Source organism: Maribacter sp. TH_r10 (assembly GCF_033101095.1).
Taxonomy (GTDB): Bacteria; Bacteroidota; Bacteroidia; order Flavobacteriales; family Flavobacteriaceae; genus Maribacter_A; species Maribacter_A luteus.
The window spans coordinates 129,665-144,246 of the sequence record NZ_JAWMPY010000009.1; the positions used below are offsets into that span (position 1 = coordinate 129,665).

A 14,582-nucleotide genomic window follows, 5' to 3' on the forward strand; every position below is an offset into this window, starting at 1 on the left:
GGATATGAACTCAAAAGAACAGTCTATGACAGATGGGAAGAACCCTGATCAAGTTCTTCGGTTTATCCTTTCCGGTGGTGGTACTGGCGGACATATTTATCCGGCAATAGCTATCGCCAATGAATTAAAAAAAAGATATCCGAATGCTGAGTTCCTGTTCGTAGGGGCAAAGGATAGGATGGAGATGGAGAAAGTACCCCAAGCTGGGTACAAGATCGAAGGGTTATGGATTTCTGGGTTGCAAAGGAAACTGACCCTTAAAAATTTAATGTTTCCGATAAAATTGATAAGTAGTTTGTTCAAAGCAGGTAAAATAGTATCGAAATTCAAGCCACATGCCGTAGTTGGTACGGGCGGATTTGCAAGTGGCCCTTTGTTAAAGGTTGCTTCAGGCAGGGGAATACCGTGTGTTTTACAGGAACAGAATTCTTATGCGGGCATAACCAATAAATTGTTGAAGGATAAGGTGGCTAAGATCTGTGTGGCTTATGACGGAATGGAGGCATTTTTTCCATCCGATAAAATCGTGAAAACGGGAAACCCCGTAAGAGGTGATTTGGTTGCCAAAGGAAAAGATAAAAAAGAGGCTTTGGACTTTTTCGGATTGCAAGCAGACCAGCCCACATTGTTGGTATTGGGCGGAAGCCTTGGGGCAAGAAGAGTTAACCAATTGATCGCTCAAAAACTAGATTACTTTAAAGATTTGGGAATTCAATTAATCTGGCAATGCGGAAAACTTTATTTCGAAGAATATGAAAAGTTCAACTCTGAAAATGTAAAAGTGCTCGATTTTCTGAATAGGATGGACCATGCATACACCGCAAGTGATTTTATCATATCCAGGGCTGGTGCAAGTTCAGTATCCGAACTGTGTATAGTAGGTAAACCGGTATTGTTTATCCCTTCGCCCAATGTCGCTGAGGACCATCAAACCAAGAATGCCATGGCTTTGGTGAATGAGGATGCAGCGATAATGGTAAAAGAAAAAGATTTGGACGAAAGTTTCGAGGCCGTTTTCTCCGGGATGTTCGGTTCAAAAGAAAAACAAGAAAAATTAGGGCTTAATATAAAGAAGTTGGCCATGCCAAATGCGACGGCTTCTATTGTTGATGAAATTGAAAAATTGGTAGCTGAATAGATGGATCTTAAACAAATACATAACGTTTATTTTATAGGGATAGGGGGCATTGGTATGTCTGCCCTGGCGCGTTATTTTGTGTATATTAAGAAGAATGTGGCAGGCTATGATAAAACTAAGACCCCGTTAACAGAAGAGCTTTCTGAATTGGGCATACATATTCATTATAGCGATGACGTCAAGGCTATTGATGGGCGCTTTATGGATTCCCGTAAGACCTTGGTAGTTTATACGCCGGCTGTACCCGATAGTCATTCGGAATATCAGTACTTTTTACAAAATGGTTTTACCGTAAAAAAACGTTCTGAGGTATTGGGTATAATTACAAAAGATACATTTTGTTTCGCAGTTGCCGGTACGCATGGTAAAACAACCACTTCGAGTATTTTGGCACATTTGCTCAATGAGTCGGGAACTCCGTTTACCGCATTTTTAGGAGGGGTTTCAGAAGATTTCAACAGTAACTTTTTATTTAAAGGTTCTGAGTATTCTGTTGTTGAAGCTGATGAATATGACCGTTCGTTTCTAAGGTTGTTTCCCGATGTAGCTTGCATTACCTCTATGGATGCCGATCATTTGGATATTTACGGAACCAATGATGAAATGGTAAGATCTTTCGAAGAATTTGCTGATAAAACAAAGCCTAATGGTAAGTTGTTCGTGCGTAAAGGATTGCCGATTGGTGGGTTGACATACGGTATTGAGGATGGTTCCGATTATTGTATCGAGAACCTTAAAATACAGCATGGGACCTATATTTTTGATTTGAAAACCCCGGAAACAACGTTGATGGGTGTTAAGTTCAATAAACCGGGGGAACATAATCTATTGAACGGACTTGTGGCTTTTGCTATGGCGATAGAATCAGGTTCTTCGCCAACTATATTGGCAAAGGGATTGGAAACTTTTAAAGGTGTGCAGCGAAGGTTTTCTTATAAGATAAAAGAAGGAGGCTTTGTTTTTATTGATGATTATGCACATCATCCTACAGAAATAAATGCTGTTTATCAAGCGATTTCCGAGATGCATCCGAATAAAAAAGTATTGGCTGTTTTTCAACCCCACTTATTCTCTAGGACGAGGGATTTCGTAGACGCTTTTGCCGAAAGTTTGTCAAAATTCGATAGTATCCTTTTGTTGGATATCTATCCGGCAAGGGAAGAGCCATTGGCAGGTGTCAATTCTTCTTGGTTGTTGGGGAAAATAACAAATCCGAAGAAAAAATTAGTAAGTAAAGAAGAGCTTATAACTGAGATAAAATCACAAAGTCCTGATGTACTGGTGACTATGGGAGCCGGGGATATTGGGTTAGAAGTGTCAAAAATCAAAAAAGAACTGGAAAATGCGCATTAATTGGGACTACATAAAACTGATAGCTCTACTGTTTATTGTAACAGGACTTTATGCGTTTTCAAATGTAAGAAGTGAGCAAAGATCGGTCAATGGGTTGAACATAGAATTCGTTGGTGATAACAATTTGTATATCACTCAGGGCATGGTTAATAAATTGTTAATACAAAAATATGGCCCCCTTACAAATGAGCCTAAAGAAAAATTAGTTTTGAATACTATAGAGAAGGTCATTGAGGCCAATGAAATGGTGAAAAGTGCCCAAGTGTATCTTACTGTAAATGGGGAGCTTACGACAAAAATCGAGCAGCGTAGGCCAATCGGAAGAATAGAAGGGGATTCTAAGTTTTATCTGGATGAAGATGGGAGACGTATGCCGTTTTCCGTGAGTCATTCTGCTAGGGTACCTATAATTACAGGAAAGGTGACGGGAAAAAGTCTCGAAGATGTTTATGAGATTTTAAAATACATAAACAATGATGACTTTTTACGTAAGAACGTAATTGGTATCCATATTGCGGATGAAGGGAAATACCAATTAAAGTTTCGTATGGAACAGTTTGTAGTGAACTTGGGGGGTGTAGATGGTTTAGATGAAAAATTCAACAACTTCAAGGCATTTTATACAAAAGCGAACAAGGATGAAACCTTGGAAGATTATAATGTTGTAAGTCTAGAGTTTAACAATCAAGTAGTGTGCACCAAAATATAAGTATGGAAATGGAACAGGGTAATTATTCAGTTGGGTTAGATATCGGAACTACCAAAATTGTCGCCATAATCGGTAAGGAAAACGAATATGGGAAAATTGAAATTTTGGGTATCGGAAGGTCAAAAAGTTTAGGTGTACACCGTGGTGTGGTCAATAATATTACACAAACCATAAAATCCATTCAACAAGCCGTAGAAGAGGCCGAGATCAATTCAGGTTTAAAAATCGGATCTGTGGTGGTTGGTATCGCGGGTCAACATATACGTAGCCTTCAACATAGTGATTATATCACTAGGGCCGATTCTGAAGAAGTGATCAATGAAGATGATTTGGATAGGCTTTGTAATCAGGTGTATAAATTGGTGATGCTTCCCGGAGAGGAAATCATTCATGTTCTGCCCCAAGAATACAAAGTAGACGGACAAGCGGAAATTAAAGAACCCATAGGTATGTACGGTGGAAGGCTCGAAGCGAACTTTCATGTTGTCGTTGGGCAGGTATCTTCTATAAAGAATGTCGGAAGATGTATAAAAAGTGCCGGTCTTGACTTGGGTAAAATAACTTTGGAACCATTGGCTTCCTCAGATGCGGTTTTAAGTCAGGAAGAAAAAGAGGCGGGAGTCGCATTAATAGATATAGGAGGTGGTACTACCGATTTGGCCATTTTCAAAGATGGAATAATCAGGCATACAGCGGTAATTCCGTTTGGTGGCGGGGTAATTACCGAAGATATAAAAGAGGGTTGTTCGATCATCGAAAAGCAGGCAGAATTGTTGAAAATCAAGTTCGGTTCTGCGTGGCCGGGTGAAAATAAAGATAATGAGATCGTCTCCATACCTGGATTAAGAGGCCGTGAGCCCAAGGAAATTACATTGAAGAACCTTTCAAAGATCATACATGCCAGGGTTGTTGAGATCATTGAGCAGGTTTATGTTGAAATAAAGAACTATGGCCATGACGAGCAAAAGAAAAAATTGATCGCGGGTATAGTGCTTACAGGTGGCGGAAGTCAATTAAAACATTTGAAACAATTGGTCGAGTATATAACCGGAATGGATACTAGGATCGGATATCCCAACGAGCATCTGGCGGGTGATTCCGATGATGAGGTTGCTAGTCCGTTATATGCTACAGCCGTAGGTTTGTTGATGAATGCCGTCAAAAATGATCGTAAGGATTTGGTTTCCCATAAACAAGTGGAAGAACAGGAAGAAATGGTAATGGTCGATCATGATCAAACAACCAGTACACCGACCCATAAAGGGGAACGGAAATCAGTATTTGATAAATGGTCCGAAAAATTGAAAGATTTCTTGGACAACGCTGAATAATCGGCGCGTAAAATATGAACACTTATAAAAACCAGTAATAAAAACAGTATGAGCAAGAACACTGAAATGGAAAGTATCTCTTTTGACTTACCGAAGAACCAAAGCAATGTGATAAAAGTCATTGGTGTTGGAGGAGGGGGAAGCAACGCAATAAACCATATGTTCCAGGCAGGAATAAATGGAGTTGATTTCGTTATCTGCAATACCGATTCGCAAGCTTTGGACAATAGTCCGGTTCCCAATAAAATACAACTTGGTGTATCCCTGACCGAAGGTTTGGGTGCGGGGGCGAATCCCGAAGTTGGTGAACAGGCGGCGATTGAGAGTATGGAAGACATAAAATCTATGTTGGATACCACCACGAAAATGATATTCATTACTGCTGGTATGGGCGGGGGAACAGGTACTGGTGCTGCCCCTGTTATTGCCAAGCAAGCAAAAGAAATGGATGTTCTTACCGTCGGTATCGTAACCATGCCTTTTCAATTTGAAGGAAAAATGCGTTGTGATCAAGCCCAACAGGGAATAGAGAAACTACGTGCCAATGTTGACTCGCTCATAGTCATCAATAATAATAAGTTAAGGGAGGTTTATGGTAATCTAGGTTTTAAGGCAGGTTTTTCCAAAGCTGATGAAGTGTTGGCGACCGCTGCTCGTGGAATTGCGGAAGTTATTACCCATCATTACACACAGAATATAGATTTACGTGACGCTAAAACCGTTCTTTCCAATAGTGGTACCGCTATTATGGGGTCTGCCATGGCATCTGGTTCATCAAGGGCCAATGAAGCTATAATGAAAGCTTTGGATTCGCCATTGTTGAACGATAATAAGATAGCAGGGGCCAAAAATGTATTGTTGTTGATCGTTTCCGGATCACAGGAAATCACCATTGATGAAATTGGTGAGATCAATGACCATATTCAGACTGAAGCTGGATACGGTGCCAACATCATTATGGGAGTTGGTGAGGATGAATCTTTAGGTGAAGCCATTGCCGTAACCGTTATTGCCACGGGTTTTAATATTGATCAACAGGATGATATCGTAAATACGGAATCAAAAAAGATAATCCATACACTCGAAGATGAACAAAAAGCAGTTCAGGATTTAACACCCCAGAATGTTGTACATCAATTAGTGGAAGATGAGGAAGAAATTGCCGAGTTGGTCGTAAAATCGAAATTGGAAGAAATTGATGGTTTGGATTTGATTCCAACAACGAATTATATCAGGAACTTCAATGTTTTCTATGACGAAGTCGTTGCAGAAAACGTTTCCGAAGATGATTTCGTCATTTTCGAGACCAAGGATAGGATAAAGGATATTGAGGTTGTAGATCAAGAAGTGGTTTCACCAACTCAGGCAGATGAAGATCAATTCGCATTTAGTTTTGACATGCCTTTGAACAATAAAAAAGAGGAAAAGGAGAACGTCATTACTTTTAACCTTGAAGATGAGGTTAAGGATATGGATGTGAACGAGCATGTAGAAGTAATCCCAGTCTTGGAATATAACAAGGAAGGTGAGACCCGTTACAGTTTAGACGATTATATGGAGTTGGAAAACCAACTTACAGGGGCCAAATCAAAAGCAGAGGAATTTGAGCCTAAGATCGTTGAGGATGAATTGGTCTTTGAAAAGAAAACAGTGCAGCAGCCGGTAAAAAGGGCAGAACAACAAACGGAGGAAGTTGATCCGATGGATAGCCCGATAGAAGAATTATTAAAACAACGTGCTGATGAGCGTAGAAGAAAGTTGAAAGATTTCAATTATAAGTTTCAAAATAACCTGAGCAATATCGATGAAATCGAAAAGGAACCAGCTTATAAGCGACATGGGGTTAACCTTAATGAAAATCCGGTACAGAAAAAAGTATCCAGGACTACTTTGAGCGAGGACAGCAATGACGAGATACAATTGCGTTCCAATAACTCTTTTTTACATGATAATGTGGATTAACCCACCAATTGAATAACCTGCTTTAAACCCGAAAATAGCTCATATTTTCGGGTTTATTTTTTATCTTCGTACTCTTAAAAAACTTTAGATTATGAGTTTGCAAACACAGGTAATGGAAAAGATGAAAGCTGCTATGAAAGCGAAAGATACGGTAGCTTTGGAATCATTACGGGCTATTAAATCCGCGATACTTTTAGAACAGACCAGTGGAGGTTCGGGAGGTGAACTTTCTGAAGTTGAAGAAACCAAGTTGGTTCAAAAATTGGTTAAACAAAGAAAGGACAGCGCGGCTATCTTTACGGAACAAGGTCGTGAGGACCTTGCTGAACCGGAATTGGCGCAAGCTGCGATAATAGAACAATTTTTACCTGAGCAATTGACCGAAGAGGAAATAGAAAAAGTGGTTGTACAAACCATTGATTCCATTGGCGCACAAAGTATGAAGGATATGGGTAAAGTCATGGGAATGGTGTCAAAGGAATTGGCGGGACAAGCAGATGGAAAAACCATTTCTACTATTGTAAAAAATAAACTATCTTAGCGCGCTCTTAACCGAGTACTAAATAATTACTGGCTCCGTGGCGCAACTGAATAGCGCATCAGATTTCGGCTCTGAGGGTTGGGGGTTTGAATCCCTCCGGGGTCACGAATAAGTCAAAAAGCAAGCAAAATCATAAAGCTTGCTTTTTTGATTTTGTGGCTTTTTGACTTTCAAGGCGGAGCCTTGTAGGGAAGGGCGGGAGCCAATCCCGGTATGATTTTGTGGCTTTTTGACTTTCAAGACGGAGCCTTGTAGGGAAGGGCGGGAGCCAATCCCGGTATGATTTTGTGGCTTTTTGACTTTCAAGGCGGAGCCTTGTAGGGAAGGGCGGGAGCCAATCCCGGTATGATTTTGTGGCTTTTTGACTTTCAAGGCGGAGTCTTGTAGGGAAGGGCGGGAGCCAATTCCAAATTCTAATTTTATTGATTTTAACGGCTAACGGCTAACGGCTAACGGCTAACGGCTAACGGCTAACGGCTAATGGCTAATGGCTAATGGCTAAGAGCCAAGATATCTATCGAGAAGTGTTTGAATTTTACTAGAGGAAGGCACCATCAAGTCAATCTATATATTTCAAATTTTTGTTTTTGCCAAGATGGATTTTATGATCATCGGTGCATGTATCCTCGAGTTTTCTATAAACCATTTATGTGTTTCCATACCGCCACAAATGACCCCGGCAAGATAAAGTCCTTCTACATTCGTTTCCATGGTCTCCTTATTGTATTGAGGAAGCTTTTTTTCATCATCGGAAAGTTGAACACCTAATTTTTCAAGAAAACTGAAATTTGGTTGGTATCCGGTAAGTGCCAAAACAAAATCATTTTCCAACTCAATCGTGCCTTCGGGAGTATCTACGATTAGCGATCCAGGTTTTATTTCTTGAACGCTTGAGTTAAAATAAGCTTTTATACTTCCTTCCTCAATTCGGTTGATGATATCTGGTCGTACCCAGTATTTTACGCGTTGTCCAACTTCATTCTGTCGTATGATCAGTGTAACTTCCGAACCTTTTCGATAACATTCCAATGCTGCATCGATGGCGGAGTTACTTGCTCCGATTACGGCTAATTTTTGATTGGCGTAGAAATGAGGGTCTTTGTAATAATGGGAAACCTTATTAAGTTCTTCCCCGGGAATTCCCAATAAATTGGGTATGTCATAAAAACCGGTAGCTATGATTACCTGTGAAGATGTATATGTATTTTTATCGGTTCGTACCTTAAAACCATCATTGGTTTTGGTTACATTATCCACTTTTTCAAAAAGGTGCATATTAAGGTCGTTGCTCGTAACGATACGACGATAGTATTCCAAGGCTTCATTTCTTTTCGGTTTGGCTTCGTTACTGATAAACGGAATACCATCAATCTCCAATAAATCCGAAGAAGAAAAAAATTGCATGTTAACAGGGTAGTTGAAAAGGGAATTTACAATGGGTCCCTTTTCGATGATAAGGAAATTCAACCCATTCTTTTTCGCTTCCAATCCACAGGCAATACCTATAGGTCCGCCACCTACAATTACTATATCATAATGGTTCATTCGTGTACGATTTCCTTAAGTTCATGTATGGTTTGTGTTGGGTTGTCACTTTTGAACACAAAACTCCCGGCCACTAATATATCGGCTCCGGCATTAACGAGGGCTTTGGCATTTTTAGAGGTAACGCCTCCATCTATTTCAATCTTTGTTTTTGCCCTTTTTCCTAGAATCATGGCCTTTAATGACCTGATTTTTTCGTAAGTATTTTCGATGAAAGACTGTCCGCCGAAACCAGGGTTCACACTCATTAGGCATACTACGTCAATGTCTTTTATGGTGTCTTCCAATAAACTTATATTGGTATGCGGATTAATGGCAACTCCGGCTTTCATCCCTTCGGCCTTTATGGCCTGTAATGTGCGATGAAGATGATTGCAGGCCTCATAATGTACGGTAAGCACACTTGCCCCTAATTCGGCAAAGGTTTTTATATACCTGTCAGGGTCAACGATCATTAAATGAACATCCAATGGTTTTGTAGCGTGTTCCTTAATCGCTTTGACAACGGGCATTCCGTAAGAGATATTTGGTACGAAAACCCCGTCCATTATATCTATGTGATGCCAGTCGGCTTCACTTTCGTTAACCATTTCAACGTCGCGTTGCAAGTTGCCAAAATCGGCAGCTAAAAGAGAGGGGGCTATTTTTATGTTGCTCATAATACGTTATGCAAGGATTTATGCAAAAGTAAGGATTTGCCATGGTATTCAACAAGGGCTTCATTATCTTAAATTAGGATTGTTTTGTGAATTAAACGATCGCCTTGTTTTTCAGCTATTTTAATTTGGGAGGATTTACTTTAGTTGCGGATTATATGTGTTTTAAACCTTCATAGACGGTTATGCTAACAGCGTTGGCTAAATTAAGGCTTCTGACATGCGGACTGTAAAGTGGTATTCTGTATAGTTTGTCGATATTGTTTTTGGTTATGGAATCAGGAAGACCTACCGATTCCTTTCCGAATACAAAGAACATGTCATCTTCATATTCTATGGACCAATGGTCTTTGGTGCCGTGGCTGGATAAGTAAACGAGGTTTTTATCGTTGTGTTTTTTGTAAAAATCTTCTATGCTATCATAAATATAGAGGGCAATATGGGGCCAATAATCCAAACCTGCCCGTTTTAATCTTTTGTCATCAATTTCGAATCCGAAGGGTTTTACCAAATGGAGGTTTGAGCCCGAAGCCAAGGCCAAACGACCAATGTTTCCGGTGTTATTGGGGATTTCAGGTTCTATAAGAACAATATTGAATGGCATTTATTTTCGAATTGAGTGTAAGTAAAAACGTTCGACCTTTTCCCTGGCCCAAGGCGTTCTGCGCAAAAAACGCAGTGATGATTTGATGGTCGGGTTGTTTTTAAAGCAATTGATGTTTATTTGGTTGGCCAGCTCTTCCCATGTATAATTTTTGGTAAGATGTTCTAGGATGTCCGTTAGTTTTACACCGTGTAAGGGGTTGTTGGGTTGCTCGTTACTCATTTTTATTGACTGATTAAGACAAATGTAGTGGTTTGTTGTACAAAATGAAACCCATCAGGGGCGATTCAACCCACGAAATCCAATTGTATTATTTTTAAGAAAACAGAAAGGCAACCGAAATATTAGCGGTTGCCTTATGTTTGTTAAGATAAAATGGTGTTTTTTACTTTTTAAGAACTCTGTTCAACACCATATCCTTATCCATTTTTTTAGTACAGAAGAACCAGTCTTTACAGTCGATATCACCATCTTCCATTCTATCCTTGGCCGTGCCGCATGAACCGGCTGGCCCAATGATTACATCATCTCCTGGGTACCAATCCGCAGGTGTGGCAACATCGAACTCATCAGCGGTCTGTAGTGCTATGATTACCCTATAAAGTTCATCAAAATTCCTTCCTAGGCTTAATGGGTAATAAATAATGGTTCTGATGATTCCTTTGGGGTCAATGAAGAACACGGCTCTTACCGCTTTCGTTGAATCTTCATTAGGTTGGATCATTCCATATTTTTTGGCGACATCCATGGTAATATCCTCGATCAATGGAAAATTGACCTCGACATCCTTCATTCCCTTGTATTCTATTTTTTCTTTTATTGTGCGCAGCCATGCTATATGGCTATAAAGGCCATCAATAGAAAGACCTACAAGTTTGCAATTCGCTTCATTGAATTTTTCCTCCATTGTTGCGAACGTCATGAATTCTGATGTGCAAACAGGGGTGAAATCTGCAGGGTGACTAAAAAGTATGACCCAATTCCCTTTATAATCAGCTGGGAAATTGATTTCGCCTTGTGTGGTGATCGCTTTAAATTCTGGAGCTGCATCGCCAATTCTTGGCATGCTGATAGCTTGTTCCATTTGTTCTTCCATTTCTTATATATTTTATTGGATTACTAAAAATTGAATTTAAAGGTAGCCGCTAAGCGAGCTTGTAAAAAGCTACTAATGTTACATAAAATGTGATTTATGAATTCATTAACAATGGAGGGAGGGTGTAAAATGACATCAAGGTTAATTGGGCTAAGAAATGATTTGAGAAATGGTGTAAAATGAAAAAACTCCGGTAATCAGCCGGAGTTTATTCATCAATCAAAAAACGAACAGTCATGATAAACTGTTGTTAACTATAAAATTACAATATATATGCCAACTTTCCAATTTAAGGAGAATTTAACATAGTATGCATTGCAATTGTTTATCCTAAATAGGTTTTTAGGATTTTACTTCTTGAAGTGTGTTTTAGGCGTCTAATCGCTTTTTCCTTGATTTGACGCACCCTTTCCCTAGTAAGGTCAAAGGTTTCACCGATTTCTTCCAAGGTCATTGAATGTTGCCCTGCCAAACCAAAGTAAAGACGAATGACATCGGCTTCCCTTGGTGTTAAGGTTTCCAAAGCACGCTCTATTTCGGTCCGTAAAGACTCGTGCAATAGTTCCCTGTCAGGATTTGGGGATTCCCCACTACGAAGTACATCGTATAAGTTAGAATCCTCACCAGCGATCAATGGGGCATCCATTGATACGTGGCGACCTGAGTTTTTCAAGGATTGTTTAACATCCTCAACGGTCATATCCAATTCCTTGGCAATTTCTTCGGCAGAAGGCATTCTTTCATGCGCCTGCTCCAAAAATGCAAAGGTTTTGTTTATTTTGTTAATAGATCCGATTTTGTTCAAAGGCAAACGAACGATACGGGATTGTTCTGCCAGTGCTTGTAATATGGATTGACGAATCCACCATACGGCGTATGAGATAAATTTAAATCCACGCGTTTCGTCAAATCGTTGTGCCGCTTTGATCAATCCTAAGTTTCCTTCATTGATCAAATCGGGTAGCGTAAGTCCTTGGTTCTGGTACTGTTTGGCGACCGATACCACGAATCGAAGATTGGCCTTTGTGAGTTTTTCAAGAGCGATCTGGTCGCCTGCCTTGATGCGTTGTGCCAATTCTACTTCTTCATCTGCTGTAATCAAATCCACTTTGCCGATTTCTTGCAAGTACTTGTCCAAAGATGCGGTTTCCCTATTGGTAACCTGTTTTGTAATCTTAAGCTGTCTCATCTACTGTATTTAAGTTCAATTTGCATAGACTGCATATACTTATACGTAAAAAAGATTCAAATGTTACAAAAGGGTTCAAATTATTTACCAAAATGCATAAAAAAAGCCCTGACTGTATCGTCAGGGCTTGGTATTACATCGATTTATCGATTAATCTCTTCTGGGTTTACGATCTCTGTTGTCCCTTCCGCGACGATCATCCCTTCCACGATTACGGTCGTTACTACGAGGCGGTCTTTCTACATAACCTTCCGGTTTTGGTAAAAGGGCTTTTCGAGAAACTTTTTCCTTACGTGTTCTTGGGTCAATACCGAAGTATTTTACATCAAAAACATCACCCATGTTCACTACATCGCTGACATTTTCCGTGCGTTCCCAAGCCAATTCGGAAACATGTAACAATACTTCATTTCCTGGGGCATCCATATATTCAACAACAGCACCAAAATCTAACATTTTGATTACTTTCACTTCATATACGCTACCTACTTCAGGTTTGAACAATAAGGAGTCTATTTTTGCCAATACAGCATCGATTCCTTCTTGACCCGTACCTAAAATCTCCACGATTCCTTCTTCGGTAACGGGATCTTCATTGATAACTATAGTTGTATTGGTAGCTTTCTGTAATTCTTGGATAACCTTACCACCTGGGCCGATCAAAGCACCGATAAACTCATTAGGTATAACACGTGTCACCATTTTTGGAGCGTGTCCTTTAACATCCGCATTCGGAGTTGCAATGGTATCGGTAAGCAAGGATAAAATATGCAAACGACCTGCTTGGGCTTGTTTTAAAGCCTTTACAAGAATTTCATAGGATAGTCCTTTTACTTTGATGTCCATTTGGCAAGCTGTGATACCGTCTGCGGTTCCTGTAACTTTAAAATCCATATCTCCTAAGTGATCTTCATCACCCAAAATATCGGAAAGAACGGCATAGTCGCCAGATTCACTATCGGAAATTAATCCCATAGCAATACCGGAAACCGGTTTTTTCATTTGAACTCCAGCATCCATCAACGCCATTGTACCGGCACAAACCGTAGCCATTGAAGAGGAACCGTTAGATTCCAAAACTTCTGATACTACTCTTACGGTGTAAGGACAATCAGCAGGAATCATACCTTTTAAGGCACGTTGGGCCAAATTACCATGACCTACCTCTCTACGTGAAGTACCTCTGATAGGTCTTGCTTCACCTGTTGAGAAAGGAGGGAAGTTATAATGAAGGTAGAATGTCTCTTCGCCTTCATAGGAAGGCATGTCTATTTGGTTAGCTTCTCTTGAAGTTCCCAAAGTAACGGTCGCCAAAGCTTGGGTCTCACCACGGGTAAAGATTGATGAACCGTGGGTAGAAGGTAAATAATCAACTTCACACCAGATAGGTCTGATCTCGTCGGTTTTTCTTCCATCTAGACGTAGACCTTCTTTTAAGGTAAGGTCACGAACAGCGGCTTTTTCGGCTTTGCTATAATATTTGGATACCAATCCACCGAAATCTTCCAATTCTTCCTCTGAGAATGAAGCTTTGATTTCTTCTTTGATTTCTGCGAAAGCAGCACTTCTTTCATGTTTTGAAGAACCGGCTTTGGCCACGGCATAAACCTTATCATAGGCCATATCATGTATTTTCTTGGCCAATTCCTCATCTTCTCTTTCAGGTTCGTACTCACGAACTTCTTTTTTGCCAAATGCTTCTGCTAGCTTTATTTGAGCGGCACATTGTACTTTGATGGCTTCATGGGCGAATTTAATGGCTTCGACCATTTCTTCTTCAGAAATCTCTCCCATTTCACCTTCTACCATCATGACAGAATCGGCAGATGCACCGATCATCATGTCAATGTCACTTTCTTCTAATTGTGCCCTTGTAGGGTTAATGATGAATTCACCGTTAACACGACCTACCCTTGCTTCTGAAATAGCACATTCAAAAGGAAAATCAGATAATTGAATTGCGGCAGATGCTGCCAAACCGGCCATGGCATCTGGCATAACTTCATCGTCATGGGACATTAACTGGATCATTACCTGGGTTTCAGAATGATAATCCTTTGGGAAAAGTGGACGCAATACCCGGTCTACCAACCTCATGGTCAATACTTCACCGTCACTGGGTCTGGCTTCCCTTTTAAAGAATCCGCCTGGATAACGACCAGCAGCGGCAAACTTTTCACGATAATCTACCGTTAGGGGTAGGAAATCAACATCAGATTGTTTGTAATTTGATACTACCGTACATAGTAACATACATTTTCCTGATTGTACAACAACAGAGCCATGGGCCTGTTTTGCCAATTTTCCGGTTTCGATAGAAATTTCCCTACCGTCACCAAGGTCAATGACCTCTTTAAATACTTTTGGAATCATAAATTCGATTTAAAACCTGATTCTTTCAGGTTTATTATACAATGGTCTATCCGACATTCTTTCTGGCCGGATTTGTTGTGTTGTT

The 14,582-nt window shown here is 40.1% G+C and carries 14 protein-coding genes and 1 tRNA gene; 7 read left to right on the forward strand and 8 right to left on the reverse strand.

Features of this window, described 5'->3' with window-relative positions:
* The first annotated feature begins 4 nt into the window (after positions 1 to 4).
* The 7 genes from murG to R3X28_RS17315 all read left to right on the forward strand — a co-directional run bounded on the left by murG (position 5) and on the right by R3X28_RS17315 (position 7,139).
* Entirely contained in the window at positions 5 to 1,138 is a 1,134-nt protein-coding gene (gene murG, locus R3X28_RS17285) for an undecaprenyldiphospho-muramoylpentapeptide beta-N-acetylglucosaminyltransferase (protein WP_317666007.1), read from the forward strand.
* The gene (gene murC, locus R3X28_RS17290; RefSeq protein WP_317666009.1) at positions 1,139 to 2,491 is read left to right on the forward strand and encodes a UDP-N-acetylmuramate--L-alanine ligase; all 1,353 of its coding nucleotides are present in this window, start codon (positions 1,139 to 1,141) and stop codon (positions 2,489 to 2,491) included.
* On the forward strand, positions 2,481 to 3,200 hold the full coding sequence (locus tag R3X28_RS17295; RefSeq protein WP_317666011.1) for a hypothetical protein: 720 nt from the start codon (positions 2,481 to 2,483) through the stop codon (positions 3,198 to 3,200). Before murC ends, R3X28_RS17295 begins: the two co-directional genes overlap by 11 nt.
* 8 nt (positions 3,201 to 3,208) lie before the next feature.
* Positions 3,209 to 4,531: a cell division protein FtsA gene (gene ftsA, locus R3X28_RS17300; RefSeq protein ID WP_317666056.1), complete on the forward strand. Its 1,323-nt coding sequence runs from the start codon at positions 3,209 to 3,211 to the stop codon at positions 4,529 to 4,531.
* A 48-nt stretch (positions 4,532 to 4,579) separates the two neighbouring features.
* Positions 4,580 to 6,493 (forward strand): cell division protein FtsZ, encoded by a 1,914-nt coding sequence (ftsZ, locus tag R3X28_RS17305; RefSeq protein WP_317666012.1) that lies wholly within the window; start codon positions 4,580 to 4,582, stop codon positions 6,491 to 6,493.
* A gap of 91 nt (positions 6,494 to 6,584) precedes the next feature.
* Positions 6,585 to 7,034: a GatB/YqeY domain-containing protein gene (locus R3X28_RS17310; RefSeq protein ID WP_317666013.1), complete on the forward strand. Its 450-nt coding sequence runs from the start codon at positions 6,585 to 6,587 to the stop codon at positions 7,032 to 7,034.
* 31 nt (positions 7,035 to 7,065) lie between these two features.
* Positions 7,066 to 7,139 (forward strand) — tRNA-Arg (locus tag R3X28_RS17315).
* Here the strand turns inward: R3X28_RS17315 and R3X28_RS17320 are convergent.
* From R3X28_RS17320 to R3X28_RS17355, 8 genes are all read right to left on the reverse strand, one after another.
* Entirely contained in the window at positions 7,137 to 7,406 is a 270-nt protein-coding gene (locus tag R3X28_RS17320; RefSeq protein ID WP_317666014.1) for a hypothetical protein, read from the reverse strand. The two genes, R3X28_RS17315 and R3X28_RS17320, sit on opposite strands and share 3 nt — an antisense overlap.
* A 201-nt stretch (positions 7,407 to 7,607) precedes the next feature.
* On the reverse strand, positions 7,608 to 8,579 hold the full coding sequence (locus tag R3X28_RS17325) for a YpdA family putative bacillithiol disulfide reductase (RefSeq protein WP_317666015.1): 972 nt from the start codon (positions 8,577 to 8,579) through the stop codon (positions 7,608 to 7,610).
* The gene (gene rpe, locus R3X28_RS17330; protein WP_282056843.1) at positions 8,576 to 9,238 is read right to left on the reverse strand and encodes a ribulose-phosphate 3-epimerase; all 663 of its coding nucleotides are present in this window, start codon (positions 9,236 to 9,238) and stop codon (positions 8,576 to 8,578) included. The genes R3X28_RS17325 and rpe overlap by 4 nt, the downstream gene beginning before the upstream one ends.
* 151 nt (positions 9,239 to 9,389) lie before the next feature.
* On the reverse strand, positions 9,390 to 9,839 hold the full coding sequence (locus R3X28_RS17335) for a tRNA (cytidine(34)-2'-O)-methyltransferase (protein ID WP_317666017.1): 450 nt from the start codon (positions 9,837 to 9,839) through the stop codon (positions 9,390 to 9,392).
* Positions 9,840 to 10,061: a VF530 family protein gene (locus R3X28_RS17340; protein ID WP_282056845.1), complete on the reverse strand. Its 222-nt coding sequence runs from the start codon at positions 10,059 to 10,061 to the stop codon at positions 9,840 to 9,842.
* Between the two features lie 163 nt (positions 10,062 to 10,224).
* A complete protein-coding gene (locus R3X28_RS17345; protein ID WP_154368899.1) occupies positions 10,225 to 10,935 on the reverse strand; it encodes a peroxiredoxin in 711 nt (236 codons plus the stop codon).
* 325 nt (positions 10,936 to 11,260) lie between these two features.
* Positions 11,261 to 12,124, reverse strand: coding sequence for an RNA polymerase sigma factor RpoD/SigA (locus R3X28_RS17350; RefSeq protein WP_013304569.1), 864 nt, complete (start codon positions 12,122 to 12,124; stop codon positions 11,261 to 11,263).
* A 150-nt stretch (positions 12,125 to 12,274) separates the two neighbouring features.
* Positions 12,275 to 14,497 carry a polyribonucleotide nucleotidyltransferase gene (locus R3X28_RS17355; protein ID WP_282056846.1) on the reverse strand — a complete coding sequence of 741 codons (2,223 nt, stop codon included), beginning with the start codon at positions 14,495 to 14,497 and terminating at the stop codon, positions 12,275 to 12,277.
* Positions 14,498 to 14,582: the final 85 nt, after the last annotated feature.